Source organism: Parapedobacter luteus (assembly GCF_900168055.1).
GTDB lineage: Bacteria > Bacteroidota > Bacteroidia > Sphingobacteriales > Sphingobacteriaceae > Parapedobacter > Parapedobacter luteus.
Genome location: NZ_FUYS01000001.1, coordinates 208,599 through 233,865, shown reverse-complemented (window position 1 = coordinate 233,865; position 25,267 = coordinate 208,599). Strand labels below are relative to the sequence as shown.

At 48.9% G+C, this 25,267-nt stretch carries 16 protein-coding genes and 5 tRNA genes; 5 read left to right on the top strand and 16 right to left on the bottom strand.

Annotation, left to right across the window (positions count from 1 at the left end):
- Positions 1-10: 10 nt before the first annotated feature.
- From secE to B5X72_RS00980, 7 genes are all read right to left on the bottom strand, one after another.
- Positions 11-205 carry a preprotein translocase subunit SecE gene (gene secE, locus B5X72_RS01010; RefSeq protein ID WP_079714937.1) on the bottom strand — a complete coding sequence of 65 codons (195 nt, stop codon included), beginning with the start codon at positions 203-205 and terminating at the stop codon, positions 11-13.
- A 17-nt stretch (positions 206-222) separates the two neighbouring features.
- Positions 223-293 (bottom strand) — tRNA-Trp (locus B5X72_RS01005).
- Between the two features lie 83 nt (positions 294-376).
- Positions 377-1,564 carry an elongation factor Tu gene (tuf, locus tag B5X72_RS01000; RefSeq protein ID WP_079714936.1) on the bottom strand — a complete coding sequence of 396 codons (1,188 nt, stop codon included), beginning with the start codon at positions 1,562-1,564 and terminating at the stop codon, positions 377-379.
- Between the two features lie 54 nt (positions 1,565-1,618).
- Positions 1,619-1,690: transfer RNA gene (locus tag B5X72_RS00995), tRNA-Thr, on the bottom strand.
- Between the two features lie 76 nt (positions 1,691-1,766).
- Positions 1,767-1,839 (bottom strand) — tRNA-Gly (locus B5X72_RS00990).
- Between the two features lie 6 nt (positions 1,840-1,845).
- A tRNA-Tyr gene (locus tag B5X72_RS00985) sits at positions 1,846-1,929 on the bottom strand.
- A 7-nt stretch (positions 1,930-1,936) separates the two neighbouring features.
- Positions 1,937-2,009: transfer RNA gene (locus B5X72_RS00980), tRNA-Thr, on the bottom strand.
- Between the two features lie 235 nt (positions 2,010-2,244).
- On the opposite strand from B5X72_RS00980, the gene B5X72_RS00975 reads away from it, so the two are divergent.
- Positions 2,245-3,405, top strand: coding sequence for a BamA/TamA family outer membrane protein (locus B5X72_RS00975; RefSeq protein ID WP_079714935.1), 1,161 nt, complete (start codon positions 2,245-2,247; stop codon positions 3,403-3,405).
- Here the strand turns inward: B5X72_RS00975 and B5X72_RS00970 are convergent, their stop codons facing one another.
- Entirely contained in the window at positions 3,406-4,920 is a 1,515-nt protein-coding gene (locus B5X72_RS00970; protein ID WP_139378475.1) for a hypothetical protein, read from the bottom strand. It abuts the gene before it with no gap.
- Between the two features lie 308 nt (positions 4,921-5,228).
- Here B5X72_RS00970 and B5X72_RS00965 point away from each other — a divergent pair, with 308 nt between their 5' ends.
- Both B5X72_RS00965 and B5X72_RS00960 read left to right on the top strand, forming a co-directional pair.
- Positions 5,229-5,582 carry a DUF6152 family protein gene (locus tag B5X72_RS00965; RefSeq protein ID WP_079714933.1) on the top strand — a complete coding sequence of 118 codons (354 nt, stop codon included), beginning with the start codon at positions 5,229-5,231 and terminating at the stop codon, positions 5,580-5,582.
- Positions 5,583-5,585: 3 nt separating this feature from the next.
- On the top strand, positions 5,586-6,074 hold the full coding sequence (locus B5X72_RS00960) for a hypothetical protein (RefSeq protein WP_079714932.1): 489 nt from the start codon (positions 5,586-5,588) through the stop codon (positions 6,072-6,074).
- Positions 6,075-6,134: 60 nt separating this feature from the next.
- On the opposite strand, the gene B5X72_RS00955 is transcribed toward B5X72_RS00960, so the two are convergent.
- The 3 genes from B5X72_RS00955 to B5X72_RS00945 are packed head-to-tail and all read right to left on the bottom strand — an operon-like array spanning position 6,135 to position 11,730.
- Positions 6,135-9,650: a PVC-type heme-binding CxxCH protein gene (locus B5X72_RS00955; protein WP_079714931.1), complete on the bottom strand. Its 3,516-nt coding sequence runs from the start codon at positions 9,648-9,650 to the stop codon at positions 6,135-6,137.
- A 57-nt stretch (positions 9,651-9,707) separates the two neighbouring features.
- Positions 9,708-10,841 (bottom strand): Gfo/Idh/MocA family protein, encoded by a 1,134-nt coding sequence (locus tag B5X72_RS00950; RefSeq protein WP_079714930.1) that lies wholly within the window; start codon positions 10,839-10,841, stop codon positions 9,708-9,710.
- A gap of 16 nt (positions 10,842-10,857) precedes the next feature.
- The gene (locus B5X72_RS00945; protein WP_079714929.1) at positions 10,858-11,730 is read right to left on the bottom strand and encodes a sugar phosphate isomerase/epimerase family protein; all 873 of its coding nucleotides are present in this window, start codon (positions 11,728-11,730) and stop codon (positions 10,858-10,860) included.
- Positions 11,731-12,077: 347 nt separating this feature from the next.
- On the opposite strand from B5X72_RS00945, the gene B5X72_RS00935 reads away from it, so the two are divergent.
- The gene (locus tag B5X72_RS00935) at positions 12,078-12,962 is read left to right on the top strand and encodes an AraC family transcriptional regulator (RefSeq protein WP_079714927.1); all 885 of its coding nucleotides are present in this window, start codon (positions 12,078-12,080) and stop codon (positions 12,960-12,962) included.
- A 1-nt stretch (position 12,963) separates the two neighbouring features.
- On the opposite strand, the gene B5X72_RS00930 is transcribed toward B5X72_RS00935, so the two are convergent.
- From B5X72_RS00930 to B5X72_RS20890, 4 genes are all read right to left on the bottom strand, one after another.
- Positions 12,964-15,327 (bottom strand): TonB-dependent receptor, encoded by a 2,364-nt coding sequence (locus B5X72_RS00930; RefSeq protein WP_079714926.1) that lies wholly within the window; start codon positions 15,325-15,327, stop codon positions 12,964-12,966.
- Positions 15,328-15,536: 209 nt separating this feature from the next.
- Positions 15,537-17,141, bottom strand: a complete 1,605-nt coding sequence (locus B5X72_RS00925) for a RagB/SusD family nutrient uptake outer membrane protein (protein ID WP_079714925.1) — start codon at positions 17,139-17,141, stop codon at positions 15,537-15,539.
- 29 nt (positions 17,142-17,170) lie between these two features.
- A complete protein-coding gene (locus tag B5X72_RS20895; RefSeq protein WP_245826770.1) occupies positions 17,171-18,451 on the bottom strand; it encodes a TonB-dependent receptor domain-containing protein in 1,281 nt (426 codons plus the stop codon).
- Positions 18,445-20,118 carry a SusC/RagA family TonB-linked outer membrane protein gene (locus tag B5X72_RS20890; RefSeq protein ID WP_217698070.1) on the bottom strand — a complete coding sequence of 558 codons (1,674 nt, stop codon included), beginning with the start codon at positions 20,116-20,118 and terminating at the stop codon, positions 18,445-18,447. Before B5X72_RS20890 ends, B5X72_RS20895 begins: the two co-directional genes overlap by 7 nt.
- A gap of 400 nt (positions 20,119-20,518) precedes the next feature.
- Between B5X72_RS20890 and B5X72_RS00915 the strand changes: the two genes are divergently transcribed.
- Positions 20,519-23,269 (top strand): DUF5695 domain-containing protein, encoded by a 2,751-nt coding sequence (locus tag B5X72_RS00915; protein WP_139378474.1) that lies wholly within the window; start codon positions 20,519-20,521, stop codon positions 23,267-23,269.
- Positions 23,270-23,499: 230 nt separating this feature from the next.
- On the opposite strand, the gene B5X72_RS00910 is transcribed toward B5X72_RS00915, so the two are convergent.
- Positions 23,500-25,185, bottom strand: a complete 1,686-nt coding sequence (locus B5X72_RS00910; RefSeq protein WP_079714923.1) for a M1 family metallopeptidase — start codon at positions 25,183-25,185, stop codon at positions 23,500-23,502.
- Positions 25,186-25,267: the final 82 nt, after the last annotated feature.

Here is a 25,267-nt window from a genome sequence, read left to right as displayed (position 1 = left end):
TCCCCAACAATTAAGACCCAATATTATAGAACAACTCCAACACGTTGCTCGACGCTTTATCCATCGCAAAGATGACCAATGCAATGATAATCGAGGCTACCAACACCACCACGGCAGAACTTTGCAGCTGTGACCAAGTGGGCCAAGTGACCTTTTGGCTCATCTCTGTATAAGAGTCTTTTATAAATTCAAGTACGTTTGCCATGTCCTGTTAAGAGTTAGCACGGGCACCAGGATTCGAACCCAGATCAAAGGTTTTGGAGACCTCTATTCTACCATTGAACTATGCCCGTTTATATTTTTTAGACACGATTAGCTAATCAGCACATATACTGATTAGCTAATCGGTGGAACATTAAATTCCAAAGGGACTTAATTACTTAATAATTTCAGTCACCTGTCCGGCGCCTACGGTCCGACCACCCTCACGGATAGCGAAACGGAGACCTTTTTCCATCGCGATGGCGTTGATCAATTTCACGGTGATGGTCACGTTATCACCAGGCATAACCATTTCAACGCCGTCAGGAAGCGCAATCTCTCCGGTCACGTCAGTGGTACGGAAATAGAACTGCGGACGATATTTGTTAAAGAACGGCGTATGACGGCCACCCTCTGCTTTTGACAGTACGTAAACCTCAGCCTTGAACTCCGTGTGAGGCGTAACAGAACCGGGTTTGCAGATAACCATACCCCGACGGATATCGGTTTTTTCGATACCACGCAGCAACAAGCCTACGTTATCGCCAGCTTCGCCGTAATCCAAAATCTTGCGGAACATTTCCACACCTGTAACCGTTGATTTCAGGTTCTCAGCACCCATACCCAGGATTTCCACAGGGTCACCGGTATTGATCACACCACGCTCAATACGGCCGGTTGCTACTGTACCACGGCCTGTGATAGAGAATACGTCTTCGATTGGCATCAAGAACGGCAGATCGGTCAACCGCGGAGGAATCGGGATGTAGTTGTCTACAGCGTCCATCAATTCCATGATCTTGTCTACCCACTGAGGCTCGCCATTCAAACCTCCCAAAGCAGAACCACGGATTACCGGAATATCGTCACCTGGATATTCGTAGAACGATAACAACTCACGGATTTCCATTTCCACCAAATCCAACAATTCCGGGTCATCCACCAAGTCCACCTTGTTCATGAATACAACCAACGCAGGTACACCTACCTGACGAGCCAACAGGATGTGCTCGCGAGTTTGTGGCATCGGACCGTCAGTTGCAGCAACTACGATAATCGCACCGTCCATTTGCGCAGCACCAGTAACCATGTTTTTCACATAGTCAGCGTGACCCGGACAGTCAACGTGTGCATAGTGACGGTTGGCTGTTTGATATTCAACGTGTGCTGTATTAATGGTAATACCGCGCTCTTTTTCTTCAGGAGCAGAGTCGATCGAATCAAAAGAACGGGCTTCAGAAAGTCCTTTATCTGCTAGTACTTTTGTGATCGCGGCGGTAGTAGTCGTCTTACCGTGGTCAACGTGACCGATCGTACCAATGTTTAAGTGCGGCTTACTGCGGTCAAATTTCTCTTTTGCCATTGTTATGCGAATTAGTAATTTAAAATTTTATGTATGAATATAGTTACTCTTACGAGCCAATGATGGGACTTGAACCCATGACCTCTTCCTTACCAAGGAAGTGCTCTACCGCTGAGCTACATCGGCTTTTTGTGTTTACAATCCAAATCCCCGCCAATTCACCGTTTTAATGGTTTGACAGAGCATTCGTTAACACATTACGAGCGGAAGACGGGTCTCGAACCCGCAACCTATAGCTTGGAAGGCTATCGCTCTACCAATTGAGCTACTTCCGCTTATTATGGTGGGGGGAGAAGGATTCGAACCTTCGAAGCCGAAGCAACGGATTTACAGTCCGTCCCATTTGACCGCTCTGGAATCCCCCCAACTTTGAGCCCCCTGCCGGGATCGAACCAGCGACCTACTGATTACAAGTCAGTTGCTCTACCAGCTGAGCTAAGGAGGCAAAAACCTTCAAAAAACGTAGGAAATCCACTTTCCCTCTTTACCCTACTCGGCGTGCCTCGCTTAGTTTAGTTACTAAATATAAACGTTGAAAAACACCCCTTTTCCTTAGGGACTGCAAAGATATACAAACTTGTTTTAATACAAAAATTATTTACAAAAATCTGATATCCCCCTGCCGGCGTGCGTGATATCGCATCAATTTCCGCTTCTTATCCTTATCTTCGCTCCGCAAAATGATTATAAGATTTGTTCTACGCTATTTGATCGGCCTATGTTTGGGGTGTGCCATCGTGCCTGCCCTTGCACAGGAAAGAAGGGGACTTGGGGAGCATCCCCTGGTGAAACGGTTTATTTCCCCCGAAAAAGACAGCACGCGGTCAGCCGGCTTTATCGTCGTCCCCGCGTTGGGATATGCCCAGGAAACCGGCTTGGAATTTGGTCTGGCGGGGGTTTATAATTTTTATGTAAACAAGGCAGACCACGCAATCCGTACTTCCAATCTCACATTTATTGGCACATTCACTACCGAGCGGCAAACCAACCTTAAGTTGGAGTCAGATATCTGGACGACAGACAATCTGTACCATTACACCAGTGAATTACGTTTCCGCAACTTCCCTTTCAACTTTTACGGGCTGGGCAACCAGACGTTAGAACAAAATCAAGACGTTTTAACCCAACGTATGGTAAGGATACGGCTGGAGGGCGAGCGCAAGTTGGCCCCCAACTATTACGCAGGACTCAACTTGGCTTACGAGCATCTGACTTTTTTTGACAAAGAGGAAGATGGAATATTTGATCGGACGCCGCCCTATGGCCAAACGGGCGGGCAGCATCTCCTCATCGGCGTCTCCCAGCTGTTTGACACACGCAATAGGAACACATACACCACTAAAGGCTATTATGCACGCGCGAAGTATGCCTATTCGCCCGGTATCGGCGGTGGCCACCATTTCAAAGGAAGCACGGTGGATATCGATCTACGAGCTTTCTTTCCATTGACTAACCAGCTTACACTGGGGCTAAACAGCCACTTTGAGACTACCTTGGGCCCACGAGTACCCTTTTACGTATACCGGGAATTAGGTGGCGATATGATGATGCGTGGCTATTACCTGGGCCGTTACCGGGACCGCAGTTTACTTGCCGCACAAGGCGAGCTACGTTACCGCTTCCATCCGCGTGTCGGTGTTGCTGCCTTCGCAGGCACGGGTTCCACATACCATGACGGCCTTAAAAATGCCCGGTTTATCCCGTCCTATGGTGGAGGGCTGCGCTACTTTTTTGATTTGGAACACAACAGCAGCGTCCGATTAGAATACGGCGTGGGCGAACAGCGCCCGGGAGAAAAACGCCAGGGCGGATTCTACCTATCCTTGAGTGAAGCGTTTTAATCAAAACTTGCTTTCCACCCTATCGTGCCATTCCGTATCAAGTTCCACGTTAAATCCGTTGATACTGCCCAACGTCCCCAGCAATCGACCACTGAATTTCAATTGGACACTGTTCAGAATATGCTCATCCACGCTGAACTTGTTCAACAATTCGTCATCCTCATCGTATGCCGTCACTTCATAACGCACATGGCGAGTGTCGGTGGGCATTCCCAAAAATTGATGAAAAGCAATCCGATAATCTTCCGCATCCGTAAACCCATCGAACACCATGGTGTGCGCGTCGGTAATCGGCAAGGCTATCGGCGCACCGAACGGCGTATACAGGTAATTATCATGCAGCCGTGTTACGGCTATTTTTTTTACCGTAAGCAGGTCACGTACCCTATCCGTAAAGTCGAATTCCACCAGGCTATAGCACCTACCCAGTGTCACCGTTGCCTCTTCATCGGCATCGGTTACCTCAACCCTATTGACAAGCGAAGCATAAGTAATGGCTTGATCGTCTGTAAAGTGCTGGCCAAAATAAAACGCATTGGCATCCGCAAGTTCGTCGGGCAACAGTATTCCATCATTAGACCGATAGGCCAGGAACACGATATCATAAGTACCTCCGGCCAACATCACCTCCACCATACCATCGCCTTGCAATTCGCCCAATGATAGCCGCTGCTGTTTGGCTATACCGCCATTGTCAGCATCGAATATGAAATAATGCAGGATATCCGGTAACGAAGGATTGCCAACAGGCTCACCGTTGTACACGCCAGCAATACGGATGTTGTCGAGTTTCACCACCCCGGTATTTTCATTGTAATTGCCTGCACCTTCACGGTCGCCCGGCAGAAACTCCATCCTAATTTTCAGTACGCCGGTAAAATCCGACAAGGTGCCCAAATCAAACGAATAGGAATTGCGAACCTGGGCTCCCATATTTTCGAATTGGTTGGTCGGACTAAGCGTTTCATAGCTGGTTCCTCCGTCTATGGAATAGGTAAGTATAAAATCCTTTGGCCCTGTATTAGAACTACTGATGTCAAAGGCAAAGACAGTCAGCGATTCAACACCATATAGCGGCAAGCTTATTTCAGCCATTTGCGGACCGCGGATGCTCCAGGCCTGCCCTGCCTCAAAGGGGGCCAGCGCAAAGCCGCTCCCAAAATCCAACGCCCCGGCCCCATCAAATGCAATCCCTGCTCCCGCCCCGTCTATCGCGATATCCGGTTCCAACGTTTCATTGTTAAAAGACCAATAGTATAAATACTGCGGCTCTATACCGGGTTCGATATTCCGCAGCGCCAACCCACGCGCGCGTAGATCGCCAAAAGCCAGACGTGCCGCCGCCCCCCGCATGGGCACGACATCAGCTTCAAAACCGGTTAATCTAAAGGTGACGGTATGTAACGTTTCTGGAGAGGGCAAAGGAACGGGAATATTCCGTTTACAGCTCAGTAAAGTACCGGCAACGAACATACAGCAGACAAAACGGTGCAAGAAGTGTTGTAGCGATTTCATAAGTAAGATATGATAAGGTGAAACAATAATCTCAGCTTATGCTCCGATTAGGTAGAGGCCGGACATGCGTTTACGTGTCAAACCAAAAATAAGCGATTTGGCAAAAAACTACCAGTCAGCCCCTGCAATGTAAGCCAATCTTTACAAAGTCATAAAATTGAGTAACGATTAGGATATTGACAGCTTCTTAGCGCTGACAAAAAGGAATAAAAATTAACAACTAATAAATGATGAGCGAAACATAATTCACTGTCCGGTTGTTATGTATTCGGATCAAGTTGGTTTATTCACATTAAAACCCGCGAACCATGACTTACCTAAAGGGGATTACGTTGGCAATGGTCTTTTTGCTCAGCGTATCGTTCACTGCCTTCCACCATGGATGGGCCAATTATGACCAAACGAAAGTATTGGATTTCCAGTCAGCGATCGAGCATTCTATCTACGAAAACCCCCATGCACTGGCTGAAGTAAAATACAACGGAGCACGCTGGACAGTTTACCTGGCGCCCGCAAGCCGGATGAAAACCCGTGGTGTCTCTGCGGATATGATTAAAAAAGGCACATCATTGCGGATAGTCGCCTATCCCCATAAAACCAAAAAGACGGAAATGCGTGCCGAACGGATATTCATCGGTGGCGAGAAATACGAGCTACGTTAACCAATGCGCGCTGACACATCGCCGCATTTCTTTGAGTGGCTGGAAAGCACGCCGTTGGCATCCGGTATCCGGCAGTCCCTGTGGGCTTACCCGGTTCTGGAAATCACACATATTGTGGGTATCGTTATGCTTGTAGGGGGTGCGTTTTTGATTGACCTGCATCTGCTGGGGTTCTCCAGGAATTTACCGTTTCCGGCGCTATCACGTTACCTACTGGCTTGGTCGGCAAAAGGGTTGTTGCTTATTATTCCGTCGGGAATACTGTTATTTATGACCAACGCTGCATCATTGGCTTCCGATCCGACATTCCGCCTCAAATTGGCCCTATTGGGCATCGCGGGTCTCAATGCCTGGGTATTCCATAAGCTGATCTCCCGCCGAATCGAATCGACAATTCAGCCAAACCTGCCTTCTGCGGCCAAAATCTCCGCCTTCTTTTCCGTCATCGTTTGGCTGGCCATTATCGCTTGCGGGCGCTTATTGGCTTATTAAAGCTTGGGTTAAAAAGCCCCCTCTTGGATGGACGTGAATCAAGAGGGGGCTTGTACCTTGTTATCTTGTCACCCGCATGACGCCCTGCATGATACGCCAATGGCCGGGGAACGTACACACATAGGGATAATCCCCGGGTGTGGTAGGCACCGTAAACGTTAGTTCATAACGTTCCTCCGGATTAACCAGCGGTGTACTGAATAATACATCCGGCGTATTGGGAATATACTGCAATTCCACGCCATTAGGCTGCTTGGCCAAATCATCCGCTGCTTGCCCCACCCGGTCGAGTGTTCCCGGTTTCAGTACCAACAAATTATGTTGCATATGGTCCGGATTTTCGAAGATGATTTTCAACGTCTGTCCGGCCTTGGCGGTAAAATTCGTTACATCGTATTTCATTTCGCCGATGACAGCTTTAATGGTGATGGATTCATCGGCTGCAACAGCCTCCCCCTCTCCAACGTCGTGCGTGTTTACAATGACAAGGCGCGTATTCTCCAGGCGACCGGTGAAGTGAAAGTCATCGGGGTAGTCGCCAACATTCGCAATGCGGGGGGAATCATCACCCCAACGGCGTTGACGGTTATGCCCTATGCGGATAAACCCGCCCGGCATTTCGGCAAATAAACCGGTTGCCTTTCCTTCGGCTACTTGTTTGTCATCCACGGCCAGGGTCATCTTTCCGCCTGCAAGCAGCGAAGCTTTTACCTTAAACTGCCCGGGTAACGAATCCGCGGAATGGATGATGGCTTTTCTTCCCTTTTGATTGACCTGGAAATAGATTTTGCCATCTTTAAGGAACACAGCATACCCGTCGCGGTTGTCGCCATGGGATATGAGCACTCCCTCCAGTAAAACACGGCGCATTTCACCCGGCAGGACATCGGCCACAAAGCTTATCTCCTGATTAACAAAGTCAGGGATTTGCCGCCCGCCGATTGTCCCCCCCCGTTCGGTGGTCAAAGGAAGTACCGTCATGCGCTTGCCTGCGACAATACGTTCGCCCAGCGATCCGTCGGTGTTGGAAAGATCCGGGTGTCCCAATTTCTGGTGGTATTCATCCATAAAGGCCTGCCGATGTACTGTTCCTGCGATAAGCAGTGCATGGGATACCCATTTGTCTCCAATATTTTCCGGTTGCTGCGCAGCCTCAAACACGGCGCTGCCGATCTCCGCTGTTGGTGCCGCATCTGACAAGGCTAAGAAAGCCGCCAGGCGCACGCGCAAATCGGGGTCCTGCGTTACACCGGACGCAAGAAGTTGCTGCACCACATCGGGCTCAGTTGCCGGGAGCGTTTGAATAGCGGCCCGGCGCACGCCAGGTGCGGGATGTTTCAACGCTTCAATGACCACCGAAATGCTGCTTTCATCAGACCCATCCAATAATCCCAACCCATGCAACGCCCAAATAGCATGAGTTGCCGCACCATTGACGGCCACCTCATCCACAGACCTATCCCGAATAAGCTTATGCAGGTCGCCAGCGGCTTCCTTATCGCCAGACTCTACCAGCAGCCGCTGTGCGGTAAGCCGCCAAAACATATTATCGCTTTTCAGCCCATTCACCAAGGTGCTTGTACGCTCAGGATTCAGCTTAAGCGGCTTATAGCGTTTGGCGTCTTCATGAACCAGCCGATAGATGCGCCCTTTTGTATTATCGCGGAGCGGATCGATATAGGCGTTACCTTCCCCGGTTTCAAAACCCTCAGGTGTCGGATTGTGCTGGATGATGAAGTTATACCAATCCAGTACCCACAACGCACCATCCGGGCCTACTTTAGCCTCTACCGGTCCAAACCAGTTATCAGCGCTGGCAATCATGTTCCAGCCATCGCCTTTCTCCTTGAAACCGGCACCGACCTGCTCCAAGATGTGGCGATGCACCAGCCGCCCCGTGGGTTCTGAAATGAATGCTACCCTATTCCAGTATTCCTGCGGAAAGGCACGGGCGGTATACAAGCTGTGGCCGGCCGCTGCAGTAAAGCCGCCATGCACATCCACTTGCCGGAGGTCTTTGGTAAGTACATGCATGTTGTAATGCGCATCAATTTTCTCGATACCCCGTTCATGCAGGTTGGCCTTTTCATAATAGCGTGCCGGAATAGCAAAAAAATCGCTGTGCTCGTTGTTGGCCGTAGAGATAAAAACGTCGAACTCCTCGGAAAACCCGAGCCCCCACGTATTGTTGGAGGTGTTGCCCAAATACTCAAATTGTTTGGCTTCACCGTCAAATTGGTACACGCCTGCGCCGAACTTGAATGGCTGGCCTCCTATCGTACCTTCGAAACCTGAGTAACCCACCGTACCCCAGATTTTGTTATCCATGCCATACCGCAAATTGGACGGTCCGGCATGGGTGTCGTACGTACCCCAGCCGTCTATCAGCACTTCGCGCACATCGGCCTTGCCGTCTCCATCGGTATCTTTCAAGAAAAGGAAATGAGGTGCCTGCGCCACTACGATCCCGCCGTTGACAAACGTAAATGCCGTCGGGATGTTCAATCCCTCTGCAAACACCGTAAACTTATCTGCTTTGCCATCACCGTCGGTATCTTCACAAATGGTGATGCGGTCATCGCCCTGTCCCTTGTCATTCCGTACGGTATTGGGGTAGTCAACAGTTTCAATCACCCATAATCTTCCCTTTTCGTCCCAATCCATCGCGATGGGCTTTTTGATATCCGGTTCACTGGCAAACAATTCCAGTCTGAAGCCCACTGGCACTTGTATCAGGGTCTGCGACTCTTCGGGGCTCAATGGGTGCTGGTATCTCGGTGGCGGGTCGCGGCGCTCATAGTTCGGCATCCTCCCCGCTTCATAGGTAGGTTGCGCAATGGTATATTCTTCCATTTTTTTAACCGCTTCTTCCCCAACGGCCCATCGGATACCGCTTCTTACCAACTGAAGGAATCCCGGATTACGGAATGTCCGCTCATCATGGCCAAATGCCGTATAGAATACCCTGCCGTTTCCATATTCCTTCACCCAGGTATACGGCTCACGATGCGTACTATCCACACGCTCCATCAATACCACGATGTCATCGGCAATTTTATCATGCACATAAGTTTCGTCCCATTCGGTTTCAAAAGGCTCCACACCTTCCACCGCCGGGTGGTCTGGCATCACGATTTCAGCAGAAAATGCGCCGCCGCCATGGCTTTTGAACTGCCCACCGATGAGCGCCACCACCTCTGGCGAATTGCGAAAACAGAATGAAGCCGAGTGTAAAGGAATGAACCCTTTACCGGAAGCCACATAATCCAGTAAGGCCTTTTCCTGCGCGGGGCTGATGGAATCGTGGTTAGCGTACACAATTAATCCATCGTACCGGTACAAATCCTCACGTGTAAGATCATCGGGGTCTACAGAATACGTGATATTGATCCCTTCGGGGAAATACGCTTGGGCTAAGATGTCGGCCAATAATTCCGAATCATGATGTTTACTGGCGTGGCCCAGAAAGAACAACTCAAGCCGCCGGGGACCATCGTCCTTGTTTTTTTGGCCACCGCAGTTCAAAAAGAACAAGGGGGTCAGTAACAATAGCCCGATTCTAATTAACTTATTCATTTTATTGTTTGATTGACATTTATTGACATTAAAAGACGACCTCATGCGGATACGCCATTACTTTGATAAGGTAAACTCCGGTAACCGGATGATTTCGCCGCCCTTCAAAGCAGACTCATGTGCCAAAATCCCCACACAAGTGATATTAGCGGATTGCCGCACATTTGGGAACGGCTGTCGGCCTTCCACCAACGCACTGACAAACTCGTGTACCAAATGCGGGTGAGATCCACCATGACCTGCGCCCTGAATAAAAGACAAATGTTGGTTGTCACCTTCATCATACACACCTCCGGTGGTAAAGTGCTGGATCGGCTCAGGCAGCAAATGTGCAAAATCAGGGCATATCACTTCTTCAGGGATTTCGGGTTCGGGCTTCTTAGCCGTATGCACGACCAAAGGCTCCCCCTCTATAAGCGGCCATTCCACCGCTTTCTTCGAGCCGTACACCTCAAAGCTCTCGCGGTACTGACGGGCAGTATCAAACAGCGAACGGTATACATGCGCGCTCAAATCCGAATTTCTGAACTTAATGTGAGCCGTTTCTACAGCAAAAGGCGAATTGTAGTAGTGATGCAACGCTTCCCTGATGGTCCCCGAACCGAAGCATGATACATACTCAGCCTCACTACGTGTAAGCCCCAGTACAGGCCCTACGCAATGGGTGGCATAATGCATCGGGGGCAGCCCCGGCCAATAGTCCGGCCACCCGTCCATATCCTGCTGATGGCTGGCCTTTAGAAACTGGAGCTTGCCCAGCTCACCTTTTTCATATAGCTCCTTCATAAAAAGAAATTCCCTGGCATAAACAACCGTTTCCATCATCATGTAGGTCAAGCCGGTTTCTTCAACGGCCTCCACCAATTGCCGGCATTCATCCACCGTGGTGGCCATTGGCACGGTACAAGCCACATGTTTGCCTGCCCGGAGTGCCTTTAATGACTGCTCGGCATGGTTGGGAATGGGGGTATTGATGTGTACCGCGTCAATCTGGTCATCCTTTAGCAATTCGTCGTAATCGCGATATCGTTTTGCTATACCAAAGGCATCGCCCACCTTATTCAGACTTTCCTCATTCCGTTGGCAGATGGCATACATATTCGCATCCGGATGTTGCTGGTAAATGGGGATGAACTCTGCCCCGAAACCTAAGCCGACAATCGCTACATTAATTGGCTTTTTGCTGATCATAATCTATTTCTTTTATTTAATTGTAAAAACCTGTTATCCATTTACTTAAATGCGCATATCCATCACGGGCAAAAGCATCCTGGCTATCCGCCAAACTACGCCAAATACACACGGCTGCTGCCAGCTCTTTATTCTCCGGCGTAAAGCTCTCAATGGATACGGTCCCCCGATAATCAATTGCTGCCAGCCCACGGTAATAAGCATCCCAATTGGCATTTCCTGTACCAGGTGTACCCCGGTAATTTTCGGATACCTGCATGTGAATCAGCTTGTCACCGGCTTTGCGGATAGCGGCCTCCGGATCAGGCTCTTCGATGTTCATGTGGAACATATCCAAGCACACCTTTGCGGCAGGGTGGCCAATATCGTCAATAAGGCGCAGCACATCGTCCACATTGTTGATCAAGTCCGACTCAAAGCGGTTCAACGGTTCCAAGGCTATCTGCAGCCCTTTTGCCGCAGCACGCTCGCATACCGTCCGCAGGTTCGTTACCGCCCGTTCCCACTCGATAGCCCGCTGTTCAGCGGGCACCATCCGGGCCTTTCCTACGGCAGCGTACATCGGACCGGCAACAAACCGGGCTCCCAAGTCATCCGCGATATTCAAACATTCTTCGATATAAGCGAGTCCGGTTTGCTGCAAACGCTCATCATCATTGGTCAAGTCGCGCGTTGGGCCAAATGCCCCGCAGATAACCGCCTCCAGGTTATTCCTAAACAGCATTTCCTTCACAGCTTGGGTATCAACCAATTGTGGATCTTCCACAGCGATTTCCACAGCATCATAGCCGAGCGCCGCTATCTTTTCAAATAACGACCCGGCCTCTTTTGTGGTAAATGGGGATACCCATAACCAAGTACTTACACCTCGTTTAACATGTAAAGCCATAAAAAAATAATTTATTTTATTTTGCCACCATAGGTGAATGTATAATTACGCATGTCATAATCGAATAATTGTTTACGTTATTGGTTATTATGTATGTGCTAAGATAGGGGCTTACAACGCATTGACACACCTATTAATTAACAAATACTGACTGTATTTTGTCCATTCTACCATGCTTACGTAGCGTTATTGGATAATTAGCTAACATTTTCATTACAATAATCGGGATAAGCTTCCGTTTATTAGATTTGGATATATACGCTCTACACCATGACGATGTGAAGAATAGTGTGGCGTAAACGTATCGAACAATCGCTGCTGTATGCAGCAACCAAAGATAAACCATCATGAACGTCACCTTAAAAAAAACCGCCATACAAAAGACGCGGATACCCGAGTCCAATGTGTTTTTTGTGCGCGAACTCCACGACAGGCATTTTGATGCGACCTGGCATGCCCATATGGAGTACCAGCTCTTTTTAGTGCTCGAAGGCACGGGCACCAAATTCGTCGGCAACACGGTCAAACCGTTTGATAGTGGCGACCTCACATTTCTTGGCCCCAATATTCCGCATCTTTGGCGAAGCGATGAGTGTTACTTTGACCCCTGCAGCGAAAAGAACAGCCGAGGCTTGGTGATTTACTTCAATGCAACAGCACTTAGCCCGCTGATTGATAAAGAAGAATTTGCGCAATTGAAACTATTGCTTGAAAAGGTAAGGCGTGGAATGGAGCTTTATGGAAAAACCGCGCAAACGACCATCCAATTGATGGTCGAGCTTGTCCACCTGCACGGTTTGGAAAGTATCATCCAGTTATTCAGGATACTCGACCTGCTTTCCAAAAGCAAAGAATATCGACTGCTCCATGATGATCCCGTTTATTACCAGTTAAAGGACGTAGAGACAAACCGCATCAATACGGTATACAACTATGCCGCCAGACGTTTCAAGCACAAAATCACGTTGGAAGAAGTATCTTCGCTGTTGAATATGACCCCCACCTCATTCAGCAGGTATTTTACCATGAAAACGAGTAAATCATTTTCGTACTTTCTCACAGAGCTCCGCATCCGGCATGCGTGCAAACTGCTCGCCACCGAGGAGGCCAGGAGCATCGCACAAATTTGTTATGAATCAGGCTTCAACACACTCTCAAATTTCAATAAACAGTTTAAAACATTTGTCGGCATGACCCCCACCGAATATCGGCAGAAGTTTATGACGCTCTGAACTAAAGCCCGAACCGTTTCCGGAGCGTCAGGCCATAAGTAGCCGGCCTGCCCATGTGCACGGCAGCAAAACCGAAGTCGTAAGCGTAGTCGATGTAGCGTTTATTCGCGAGGTTCTGACCCCAGCATATCAGTTCATAACCCATCAGGGAATAACCGATATTGACATTGAGCAGACTGTAAGCCCCCTGTCCCAGGGTATTTTCCACGGTAAAATACTGTTGACCGAAAAATTTTGCATAGGCGCCCAGTTGCAGCTGTTGCCGTTTGGCCCTATCGACGGGAACCACATACTGCGCTCCCAAAAAGGCAGTCCAATCTGGCGTAAATACCGGCCGGTTACCCTTTAGCTGCACATTGCCTCCATTGCCCGCCGTGTTCAAGTCGAGGTAGCGCGCACGGGTAAATGCGACGTTGCCCCATAAACTTAGGTGACGCACCACGCGGGCAGTCGCCTCCAGCTCGCCGCCCATACTTTCCATGCGGCCCGTATTTTGCGTTACCGTAACCGCATCCGGCAAAACTAATGTAGGGACTTGAGCGTCATTGACCCGTGAATAAAACACCGCCAGATTCAGCTCCAAACGCCGGTCCCATAATAAATTCTTGGTGCCGATTTCGACATTATTGCTATACTCCGGAGCAAACGATCGCAAAGAAGCCTCGCCTGGGTCGGACGATAATTGCGAAATCCCTCCAGCCCGAAAGCCACGGGCATAACTACCATAGAGGTGATGTGCTTCGTCAAATGCATATTTAATACTCACGCTCGGCGTAAAAGCATTGAAATTAGCCGATGCCGCCGTATCCGGTTGCACGACCACCAACTCTCCGCCATCGGGCTGGAATTCTCCTCGGGCATCCAATTGTGCGTGCTCGTAATCATAGCGAAGCCCCGCTTGGAGCTCCACCCCACTTTCAAACCGGAAGCCAATCTGGCCGAAAACTGCAGCTCCCCGATTGATCGCCGAGTTCGTCAATACGCTTGTAGCGTGGGTCGGCGTACCTTCTCCCATCATTCCGGCATCCTCACCAAAATACGTTCCTTGCTTCGTGGGAGCATCCTGATGAAACAAAAATGCACCCGCCGTCCAGCTCATCAAGGCATGTTTTGACGGCGACGAAGAGACTTTGACTTCCTGCGTAAATACACGTACATTATTCCAATCTTTGCCGTAATCATTGATTATCGAAACGGCATCCAGAGGCGAAAAATCGCCATCGATAGGATCTCGATAATACCGGTAGTTAGACTGGAAGGCCGTTTGTGCACTAACGTTGAGCGCCTGGCCGAAATGGTTGATAGCCAGCGACACATTGCGCGACTCGTCAACCATCGTGGTCTTGGCGTTTTGATTCAGGCGAAATGGATGTTCAAAAGCATCGTCAAGCCCCATGATCAGTGAGAAAGCCCCATTGTTTCGGTTCGAAACGTGTTTTACATTTAATGTCATCGCCCATTGTGTGTTGGGCAAATATTTTAGGTAATAATTACCAAAGACGGTATGTTGTTTGTCATAGTGCGAACCGTCGAAATCATTGGTGTAGAAACCGTCCAACCCGTTAAACATACCCGAAGCCCCAAAGAACAATTTGTCCTTCAAGACCGGCATGCGTACCCCCAGAAGGTATCGCTGCTGTCCATAATTCCCCAGATTTACCTCCGCTAATCCACTCACGTTATTCGTTGGCTGCTTCGTAACGATATTAATGACCCCAGCCATTGCATTACGACCATACAGCGTGCCCTGCGGACCACGCAGCACTTCTATGCGCTCCACATCTTGCAGGTACGGTATATAAGTATCGAGCCCGAATTGATTTACGCCATCCACATAAGTAGCCACGGCAGAATTGTAGGACGTCGTGGTGATGCCGCGGATGGATGCAACATTCCGGTTGTCGCCAGGATTGGCGATATTCAGGTTTGGTACCACCGCCGCCACATCCATGATGTTCCAAATATACTGCTGCTCAACTTCCTTCGCACCAACCACCGATAAACTCGCAGGAATATCATGGGGGTCATGTTCCATTTTGTGTGCCGTCACGATCGCTTCATCCAGCCGGTTTTCGACGCTGGTCAATTGAATATCGACAATGACGTCTCCATTGACCGTTACAGTGCGGTTTTCTGCGGCATAGCCCAAGGCGCTTACCCGCAATAGGTGCCTGCCTGACGGAACACCTTCAAGGGCAAAGTCCCCGTTTTCATCCGTCGAAGCAGCCAAATTTGAATTTAGCAACTGTACACTGGCTCGGGGGATTCCGCCGCTATCTGCGGTTATTCTGCCTTTAATCGCATATTGAGCGGTGGCAGCATAAGAAAGCGACAAGCATACAAAAAACAGGTAATAGCGAAGCATAGTGCTTTTGATGTTTATAGTAAGTATCTTCTGGTGTTAATTCGAGATGCCGAAATTACTAATATTCCTCCGGATAACAAGTCTGATCGACAAGCATCTGCCCCACGCACGATCGTCGAAGCAAAGGCGGACACTGGCCACCGACGCCATAAAAAGGGCCATGCGGCGGATGTGCTGCATGGCTCTTTTATGAATCATCCTATACTTTATTAATATCCCGGATTCTGTGTAAGATTCGGATTTTTTGTCAGCTCAGCAAACGGAATAGGGAAAAGCGTACGGGTTTGAGCCTGTGGATGGGGCCGGTGATTAAACCATGTTTTCGTTTGGAAAACGCCGAAACGGATTAAATCCTGCCGGCGATGTGCTTCGGCGGCAAACTCCCAGCCGAGCTCGTCGAGGAATCGGCCGTACTCGATATCAGTGCCACCGTTTACAGCATCCACAGAGCCGTCTTTTTCCTGCCAACCATAATTATAACTACTACCCTGTAGCAGTTGGGCGCCAGTTACCGTGGCCTTTCCCGGATTGTTTTTGAATGCTCGCTGGCGCACTTCGGTGACTAATCTCGCGGCGCCATTCGCATCGCCGGTGCGCAGGAGCGCCTCAGCTTTCATCATTAAAATATCCGCATAACGAAACATTGGATAATCATTGTCAAGATTATTTGTGGCCCCTTGTTTGATTTGGTACTTGCCTATCCGGTAGCCAGAATTGCTTGGCGCAACTGTTCCATCGCCGCCAATGCCGGGTACATGCTTGACATAGTTAATTACTTCTTCACCCGTTGATGCGTGGTACTGTGGTCCCTGTATCCATGTATCGTATAAGCGTGTATCTTCCGAATCATAGGTATCGATGAACTGCGGTACCGCACAGTTACCACCCCATGGACCTGCAGACATGCCGTACACCAGTCTACTTAGCGGATCTAATGTTTTCATATGAATTTGACTGCCTTGCCCGTAAATTTCATCATATGGTACAGCGAAGATGATCTCAGAAGAGTTCTGATTAGTATATGTAAATACATCGGAGTAGTTCGCATCTAATCGATAGGCATCGCTATTGATGACATCATTGGTCTCTTGAATGACCAAATCCCACCGTGGGGTGCCGGTATAGATTTCCGCGTTTAAATAAATCTTTGCTAATAAAGCTTTAGCTGCCCATCGATTCATTCGACCATACATCTGGGATACCTCTTCAGAAAGGTCCGGCAGAACGGTTGTCAATTCATCAATAATAAAATTATATACTTCCTCCCGCGTACGTTGTTGGGGCAACGACACATCCGTATAATCTGTTACTATCGGAACATTCCCATGATTGTCCAACAATAAGTAATAAGCCAGCGCCCGTACGGCACGTAGTTCGGCTATCGCAGCATTACCAACTTCCGCGGGCAACGGAAGCGTTCCGTCTTCAATCTGCATGATGACCATATTGGTTCTTGTAATGGCAGAAAATGCCTGATTCCAAGTGTTGGTTGGTTGCCATTGTTCTGAAGTCCATGTATGCTGGTGCATCCGACGATAAGTGCCGCCGTCATCCCATCCATTTGGCCGAACCGGAGTAATAATGATATCCGCGGCCTCTTCTTGCAAGTCAAAATACCCCTGCCAGCCAAACATCAATGACCGAAATGGTGCATATACTGGTGCCAAGATATAAGGCAGATCTCGTTCCGTCGGCTGGAAGGAACTAGCCAGGACTTCAGAATAAACTTCCTCTTCGAGGTTAGTACAGGAGCTGATGCTCGTAGTTAAACCAACCGTCAGCGCTATCATGTATGCTAGTGTTTTCGTTTTCATAATGATTTAGTTTTGAATATAACTAGTTACTAAAAGGTGACGTTTAACCCTAAAGTATACGTCCGCGTTGTAGGGTATTTATCACGGTGATCCATCCCTGGAGCAAATGTAAAATCACCAGTATAGCTTACTCCCTCGGGATCAATCCCCTTATACCCAGTGAACGTTACCAGATTAAGGCCGGACACATAAATTCGCAAGTTACTAATTCCTTTTATAAGATTGGATGGCAGTGTATAACCTAACGTCACGTTGTCTATCTTGAGATAATCACCATCTTCGATGTAATGCGAGACATACACCAAATCATTGTTCAATTGCTTTCCGTATACGGGATCATAGGCAGTCTTCAATACGTTATAGGCTTTGTTCACTGGATTTTCGTAATAAAGCCGTTGCATATTGAGTATTTGATGGCCAAAAGATCCCCGAAAGTTTACGGCCACGTCAAAACGCTGGATATTAATTGAGTTATTCCAGCCTACATTATATTTAGGAATACCGTTTCCATAAAATTGTCGATCTTCAGGGGTGGCGCTCGCAATCGGAATAACCTCACCCTCTCTATTTTCAACTAACCACTTGCCGTCATCGTCAAGGCCTACACTTTTGAACACGAAAAATTGACCGATCGGTCTACCAACTGCTACTCGGTGTGTAGATACCTGAATCGGCTCGCCAGTATGCCCTGCATCAAAGAATTCGGTCGTGACATTGAATTGTTCGTTCGATAAATTTACCAGTGTATTCTTATTTGTTGAAAACGTCACATTGGTGTTCCACCGTACTGTTCTGGTGTCTACCGCCCTTACATTTATCAACGCTTCGAACCCCGAGTTCTGCATTTCTCCAGCATTTAACATCATGCTGCCATATAAGTAGGGAGGCGTCGGTACCGCAAAGCTATACAACAGATCTTTCACATTTCGGGTATAATAGTCGAGCGAGCCGCTAATGCGGTTATTCAAGAACCCGAAATCCAATCCCACATTCCACTCTTCTTTTTTCTCCCAGCGCAAATCTGGATTGAAATTCCGCGCCGGCACAAATCCAGGCACCCATTCACCATTGATAAAGGCACCTTGGCCAGTAGTAAAATTATAGCTGGTTTGAGATTGGTAGGGGTTGTTGGCAATCGTGCCCGTTACCCCAAAGCCGGCGCGCAATTTGAAGTCCGACACAAAAGTTACCGGCTGCATAAACTCTTCATTAGCCAAATTCCAAGCTACGGACGCCCCTGGAAAAGTTCCCCAACGGTAGTTTTCGCCAAATGTTGAAGACCCTTCTCTCCGCACACTGGCTGTTAGCATATATCGCTCTTTCCATGAATAATTAATACGGCCAAAAGCCCCGCCAGTTGCCATTTTGATTTGCTGCTATTCATCGTTGCAAGTCCACGTTGGAGCGCCGTTCCCGCCTGAAGACGATTGTAGGTGTAATCGTCTGTTGGAAAATCAAAATTATATACATTAAACGATTCGCCGGTATTGTCTTGCCAGCTGTACCCCACCAACGCGGTGAAGCGATGATCGCCAACTGTTTTGTTGTAGTTTGCTGTCAACTCCATTAAATTCTCTAAACTTGAACTTGTGGAACGATTCGCCGTTCCGTTCAGGTTATTCTTTGTCGTATTTACATGGTCAAACGTCGTATGGTCACCGGTAAGGTTGTTGTTCTGGACCCTTGATAGCAACATTTTTAGGCTGAGGTCAGCTATGGGGCGATAATCAATCGACCCATTGAAGCGAGTTTCACGGAAAATTCGGTCATTGATTGTTTCATGAATAATGCCAAGTGGGTTGTCATACATATACGCGTCACGCTCTAGCCAACCTCCATTTGCGTTGTAAATCTGGTCTGTGGGATTACGAATCATCGCCTGTCTCCAGGCCCATCCACCAGCCCCCCCTTGTTTTGCGCTCAATGATTGATTGATTACTTGAATATTAGTACGCAACTTGCCGTCAAACATCTCATGATTGAGATTGGCTCTCAAATTCAACCGTTCCTGCCCTGACTTGAGAAAAATCCCTTCCCAGTTCCGATAATTCAACGATCCGGTGAAATTTGTTCTTGAACTTCCACCAAAAAAGGTAAGATTGTGGTTGTGGCTTACCGGATTTTGCAGCACCTCATCAAGCCAGTTGGTATTGCCTCCAAAATCCTCGTAAGCGTATCCTTCTGCAATCAAACGCCGATAGTCGTCGGCATTCATCATTTCTGGAGTTCCAAACAAGGATTGGATATTGGCGTAGCTATTATATTCAATAGAAGTCCGAGCTTCAGCGCTACGATTTTGTCGGGTTGTAATCAAAATAACGCCACCGGTAGCCCGAGTACCATAGATAGCCGCTGCCGAACCGTCCTTCAGCACGTCCACAGACTCAATATCCTCCGGCGCCACTGTTGCAATATTTCCTGGAATACCATCAATTAGCACCAACGGGTTTTGCGAGCCGTTAATCGAATTCAACCCGCGCAGATTAATCTGGGCGGTCGCATTAGGGTCGCCACTGGGCGTGGTGATGCGCAGTCCGGCGACTTTGCCCTGCACCAGTTGAGCGGCATCGCGAACGGTACCTTTCACGAAATCTTCCGATTTAACGCTGGCAATGGCACTCGTCACCTCGCCACGCCGCTGCGTGCCATACCCCACGACCACGACTTCCTCCAACGCCTCTTCGGTTGCAATCAGTTGAACGGTGAGTGTGGTTTGTTCGGTGAGACTAAACTCTTGACTCACAAACCCCAAAGCGGTCACCTGCAAGATAGCCGGCGAAGTGTATTGGACAACGAAATCTCCGGATTCATTGGTTGAAGTGGCGGTTCCCGTACCTCGTAAGCTGACCGAAGCCCCCACAACCGGCACGCCCGATTCATCCAGGACTTTCCCCCTTAAGGTGGTTTGCTGTTGCGCTAATCCTAATTGGGTGACGAATACACATAGGAAAGCAAAGAAAATGGATAGCTTTTTCATACATTAGTTAATTGCTTGGTTATTAAAATCATAATTCACGTTATTTTAACACTTAATATGGTAATCATTAGGCCTATTTTTGATATGTTAGCAGCTAATGATGGTCCCAATTACAATTGGGTACAATTGGTTATGAAAGAAACGTCAATATGACATCTTATATGACAAAGATAAGCCGTCGCCTATCGCCAGACTAACAACATATTCGCAGATGCAAACCGAAAATTAACTAGGGGAAATAGGTAAAAATTTGTCCACGGACTTCCGTTATCCCGAAAAAGGCATTACAGCTCCTAAATTAGGACTATTTTTGTTTCTGGCTAAGATATAAGTACAATCAAGCAAATATCGCCAAGAATTTTAAAAATGTCATACTTACATTTGTTATGAAGTATACACCATGATGAAAAGACAAAAAGATTTATTGAAACACCTGGGTAGTGGAAGCTTCCTGTTACTTGCCTCTTTACTTATTGGATCTCAAAGCTTGGCACAGTCGCCATGGGAGCGCATTGCCAATCTTCCATCAACCTTGGGCCTTGAACAAGGCGTTTCCGAATTTGACATAGCGCCATTGAAATTGAAGCTCGTCAAAGCTTCCCAGACCGTGGCAGGACTTACACCATTGGCCGATACAGCGTTTGATTACACGCCGGACGAGCGATTGGAAGTCCGCGCAAAAGATGGATTATACCAATTAGGCGACATCAATTTCCGAGTCCGCACCGGTGCCAGTGGCGACTGGCAATCGTTTTCGAGTGCTGCTAAACGGGCGCCCGTCATTCCCCTGTCTGCAAGTGGCAGTATACTTGCTGCGGCAGATCTGGCTCCTACACTCCCAAACGATGTACCCTTAGCCGTAAAGCGTTTTTGGCAAAACGACGACGGCCATTTGATATTGCGTTTCGAACTGACCAACAAGACGACACATGACATTGAAATCGGTGCATTGGGTATACCCTTGATTTTTAATAATATCCTGGAAGGAAAGCACCTCGATGAAGCGCATGCAGACAATGTGTTTTTTGATCCTTACATCGGTATGGATGCGGGCTATCTACAAGTAAACAGGCTTCATGGCAAAGGGCCTGTATTGCTTGTTCTCCCCCATGAAAATGCGCCGTTTGAAGCGTACCACCCGCTGAATGACGATCCAACGCCGCGCGGCATCGTTTTCGAGGGCTTCCACGAATGGATGATCCATAGTAAGGCGTATGCAGCCGACGAATGGAAAGGCGTAGAACAGTGGAACGAGCCGACTTCTACGTTGCTTAAGGCGGGACAAAGCAAGTCATTCGCACTGAAATTCGCCCTGGCGCCAAGTGTTCGCCAAATCGAAGACGAGCTGATTAGCCAAAAACGCCCTGTCGCTGTCGGCGTGCCTGGCTATGTCGTCCCGAAAGACATAACCGCCAAGCTATTCCTGAATTACGGCAGCAAGGTGAAATCGATTGCAGCCTATCCTGCCGGCTCCCTAACCATCAAACGCGGCAAGAAAACCAAACATGGATGGGAAACCTATGAGATTGCGGGCAATACCTGGGGCCGTTCCCGGCTCACGGTCACGTATGCCGATGGGTTGACGCAAACCATCAACTACAAGGTCATTAGCCCCGAAAAGGAAACGGTAGATAAGCTCGGACATTTCCTTACCACTGAGCAATGGTTTGACGACCAACGCGACCCCTTTGGACGTGCCCCTTCGATCATCAACTACGACTATGACGTCAAACGGAAGCTTACGCAGGAAAATCGCGCCTGGTTTGTCGGACTGAGCGACGAGGCCGGTGCAGGCAGCTGGCTGGCTGCGATGATGAAGCAAGTGTTGCGGCCGAACAAGGTGGAAGTCGAAAAACTGAAGCGCTTTGTTAATGAGACGCTTTGGGGCGGCATCCAATACAAGGATGGGCCACTAAAATATGCGGTAAAGAAAAGCATGTTCTATTATGAGCCCGACTCCATGCCGAAAGGCACCTACGTAGACAGCATCCCCTTCCGTGGGTGGTCGGCCTGGAAGAAAAAGGAGGCCGACGATCCGGGCCGATCGTATAACTATCCGCACGTGGTTGCGGCTTACTGGACGATGTATCGCCTGGGCAGATACCATGTGGGCTACGCCGATGATATCCCCTGGAAGCAATCGCTTGAAAACGCGTTCCACACCACTATGGCGATGATGAAGCATGCGCCCTATTATACGCGGTTTGGTCTCATGGAAGGATCGGTCTTTTTACTGGTACTCAACGACCTGAAGGCCGAAGGGCTTACCGAAATGGCCAATGAAATGGAAGCAGCCATGCGCAAGCGGGCCGACCGTTGGGAGCAGCAGGCGTACCCTTTCGGCAGCGAGATGCCATGGGACTCCACCGGCCAGGAAGAAGTATACCTATGGTCGCGCTACTTCGGCATGGATGAAAAAGCGATGGTCACGCTTAATGCCATCCTGGCCTATATGCCCACCGTTCCCCATTGGGGGTACAACGGCAGCGCGCGGCGGTATTGGGATTTCGTATATGGCGGGAAGCTTTCCCGCATTGAGCGTCAGCTGCACCACTATGGTTCTGGACTAAACGCCATCCCCGTGCTTACCCATTACCGCGACCATCCGGACGACTTTTACCTGCTTCGCGTAGGTCACGCCGGTGCCATGGGGGCGTTAGCCAATATTACCGAAGACGGTTTTGGGCCGGCAGCCTTTCACTCCTATCCCTCCACGCTGGCCATCGATGGCTACGCCGGTGACTATGGCTGTGGGTTTTATGGCTATGCCGTCAACTCAGGCACCTACATCGTAAATCATCCCGAATTCGGCTGGCTGGCATTCAGTGGAAGCCTCTCCGAAAAAGGCGATTTGGTCAGCACAAAAATCACCTCGGCTGCACGGTCGCGGGTCTATCTGGCTCCCATTGGCCTTTGGATAAATGCCGATGCGGGCAAAATTGACGAAGTGTCCTATAACACCAAGACCGGCGAGGTCACACTCACGCTGGCGGGAGCAGACGAGCATACACCGAATACGTTACTTCGGATAACCAAGCAAGGCACGGAGACCGGTGGCGACTTTGAGCTTGCCGGGTTTGAAAAGAACGGGCAGGGGCAATACGTGGTGCAAAACGGACCCCAAGCCCGTAACATCCGTGTAGTATTTTAGCCTGCTGCACGAAATCTGGATCCGCTGCATTTACGTCTGCTAGGCTTGCTTTGCAGCAGACTAAAATACAATGGGCATAGTTCATTACTACTGCAAGGCACTTGGGATGCACATAAGCAGCCTTGTGGCGTGCACCGAAGGGAGCGTTACAGCGGCGATGCGCATCCCAAGTGCCTCGCACTCGCGAATCCTAACCTTGCTTCGCAGCAGGCTAGCATACAAGCCGCAAATTATCTTCCCTCCACGGCGGAGATATAATACAAGTATTCCAGTTGCTTAACTGTCACCAATTCCTTTTGCGCATCGGTCAGCACAACCGACTGCCATGTTGCCGTCGGAAACAATTTAAATGATGCCGATCCATAGTCAGTCAAAGCAATAGGCAGGTTGAAGCCGTCAATGCAATGCTGCCATTTATAAAATAGCCGATTATCTTCAAAATAAAATCGAAATTCGGGAATCTGTACTGTAGTGAGGTACTGGGCAAAAACATTCCGATAGTCGTAGCCAGTCTTGTCGCAAAAATACGCGATTAGCTGCTCCCCGTCGATCGTTTGGTGCGCGTGCTCCCGTTGCAATCCCCGCAATATTTCCCGGAACAACGTATCATCAGCCATACTGTGGCGAATGGTGTGCAACATATTCCCGCCTTTGGGGTACATATCACCGCTACCCTGCGCATTCACGCCAAATGGTGGTACGATGGGCTTGTCATTCCGGATCCCCCTACGCACGCCATACACATAATCATTCCCCGCGCCAATGCCCCAATGATATTCTACATACAATGCTTCAGCATAATTCGCAAAACTTTCATGCACCCACATATCCGCCAAGTCATTGGTGGTGATGCTATTACCCCACCATTCATGTGCACTCTCATGAACGATGATGAAATCCGACAGCAAACCGTAGCCCGTACCGGAGGCATCCCGGCCCCGGTAACCAAACGCATAAAAATTACCGTACCCGATGTTACTTTGATGTTCCATTCCGGTATTATCGGCTTCCACCAGTTTATAGCTATCTTCGTAAAATGGATAAGGCCCAAACCAATACTCAAAAGCACGCAACACTTTTTTTGCTTGCTCAGGAAAATACCTTTCGGCCTGCGCCTTGTGAAGTTGCAACGGCCAAAATTGCAGATCCAGTTTTCCCTTTTCGCCAATATACGTATCGTTAATGGAAGCGTATTTGCCGATATAGGGTATCATGCAGTAATTATTAATCGGATTGGTAACTTCCCAGGTATAAGCCATCGTCCCATCATGGTTATCGATCCGTTCGACCAACCTGCCATTGCCAACCGCCTGCAGCGTATCCGGCACAACCATGGTCAATGAAGCGCCGTCATCCGGCTCATCGCTTTGGTGATCCTTGCAGGGAAACCAAACCGAAGCACCTAACCCCTGACAGCATACGGTCATCCAGGGGTTGTCCAGGGAGTCTCTTGAAAACGTCCATCCCCCATCCCAAGGTGGTCTGATCGCAATGTGCGGATTGCCCGAAAAATAGACATTGACCCGGTCTGTCGTTCCTGCTTGCTGCAGGGGCAGATCAACGTACCAAATGTCGCCCCCTGCATATTCAACAGGCCGCTTACTGCCGTCACTGGCCAGTACAACGCTATCGATTTTAAGCGGCGGCTTCAGATCAAGTTGCATCCTTCCGGTCCCACTATCCACTACCTGATAAGTCATTCTGTTCGTGCCCGCGGTATACTTATCCTCAAAATCCGGCACGATGGTCAGATCGTACCGCCGCACATCCCACCAAGCCCGTTCAGGCGTGTTGCTCCCACGTAGCGTATCCGCCCGCGAAAACCGTTCCTGTCGGCTCACCAGCTCCTGAGCGGTCACCGCCAGCGACAACATGATGATACCTACAGCTAATGCACATCCATTAAATAATTTCATCGCGATTTCCGGTTAATTACTATCACGAAAGTAGTGGATGCGTTTCCACAAGACCCCTTATATTTTTGCAAATGTAAACCAT

Excerpts from the sequence above, each read along its gene's own strand:
- secE (WP_079714937.1), bottom strand. The coding sequence starts at position 205 with ATGGCAAACGTACTTGAATTTATAAAAGACTCTTATACAGAGATGAGC.
- tuf (WP_079714936.1), bottom strand. The coding sequence starts at position 1,564 with ATGGCAAAAGAGAAATTTGACCGCAGTAAGCCGCACTTAAACATTGGT.
- B5X72_RS00975 (WP_079714935.1), top strand. The coding sequence starts at position 2,245 with ATGATTATAAGATTTGTTCTACGCTATTTGATCGGCCTATGTTTGGGG.
- B5X72_RS00970 (WP_139378475.1), bottom strand. The coding sequence starts at position 4,920 with ATGAAATCGCTACAACACTTCTTGCACCGTTTTGTCTGCTGTATGTTC.
- B5X72_RS00965 (WP_079714933.1), top strand. The coding sequence starts at position 5,229 with ATGACTTACCTAAAGGGGATTACGTTGGCAATGGTCTTTTTGCTCAGC.
- B5X72_RS00960 (WP_079714932.1), top strand. The coding sequence starts at position 5,586 with ATGCGCGCTGACACATCGCCGCATTTCTTTGAGTGGCTGGAAAGCACG.
- B5X72_RS00955 (WP_079714931.1), bottom strand. The coding sequence starts at position 9,650 with ATGAATAAGTTAATTAGAATCGGGCTATTGTTACTGACCCCCTTGTTC.
- B5X72_RS00950 (WP_079714930.1), bottom strand. The coding sequence starts at position 10,841 with ATGATCAGCAAAAAGCCAATTAATGTAGCGATTGTCGGCTTAGGTTTC.
- B5X72_RS00945 (WP_079714929.1), bottom strand. The coding sequence starts at position 11,730 with ATGGCTTTACATGTTAAACGAGGTGTAAGTACTTGGTTATGGGTATCC.
- B5X72_RS00935 (WP_079714927.1), top strand. The coding sequence starts at position 12,078 with ATGAACGTCACCTTAAAAAAAACCGCCATACAAAAGACGCGGATACCC.
- B5X72_RS00930 (WP_079714926.1), bottom strand. The coding sequence starts at position 15,327 with ATGCTTCGCTATTACCTGTTTTTTGTATGCTTGTCGCTTTCTTATGCT.
- B5X72_RS00925 (WP_079714925.1), bottom strand. The coding sequence starts at position 17,141 with ATGAAAACGAAAACACTAGCATACATGATAGCGCTGACGGTTGGTTTA.
- B5X72_RS20895 (WP_245826770.1), bottom strand. The coding sequence starts at position 18,451 with ATGCTAACAGCCAGTGTGCGGAGAGAAGGGTCTTCAACATTTGGCGAA.
- B5X72_RS20890 (WP_217698070.1), bottom strand. The coding sequence starts at position 20,118 with ATGAAAAAGCTATCCATTTTCTTTGCTTTCCTATGTGTATTCGTCACC.
- B5X72_RS00915 (WP_139378474.1), top strand. The coding sequence starts at position 20,519 with ATGATGAAAAGACAAAAAGATTTATTGAAACACCTGGGTAGTGGAAGC.
- B5X72_RS00910 (WP_079714923.1), bottom strand. The coding sequence starts at position 25,185 with ATGAAATTATTTAATGGATGTGCATTAGCTGTAGGTATCATCATGTTG.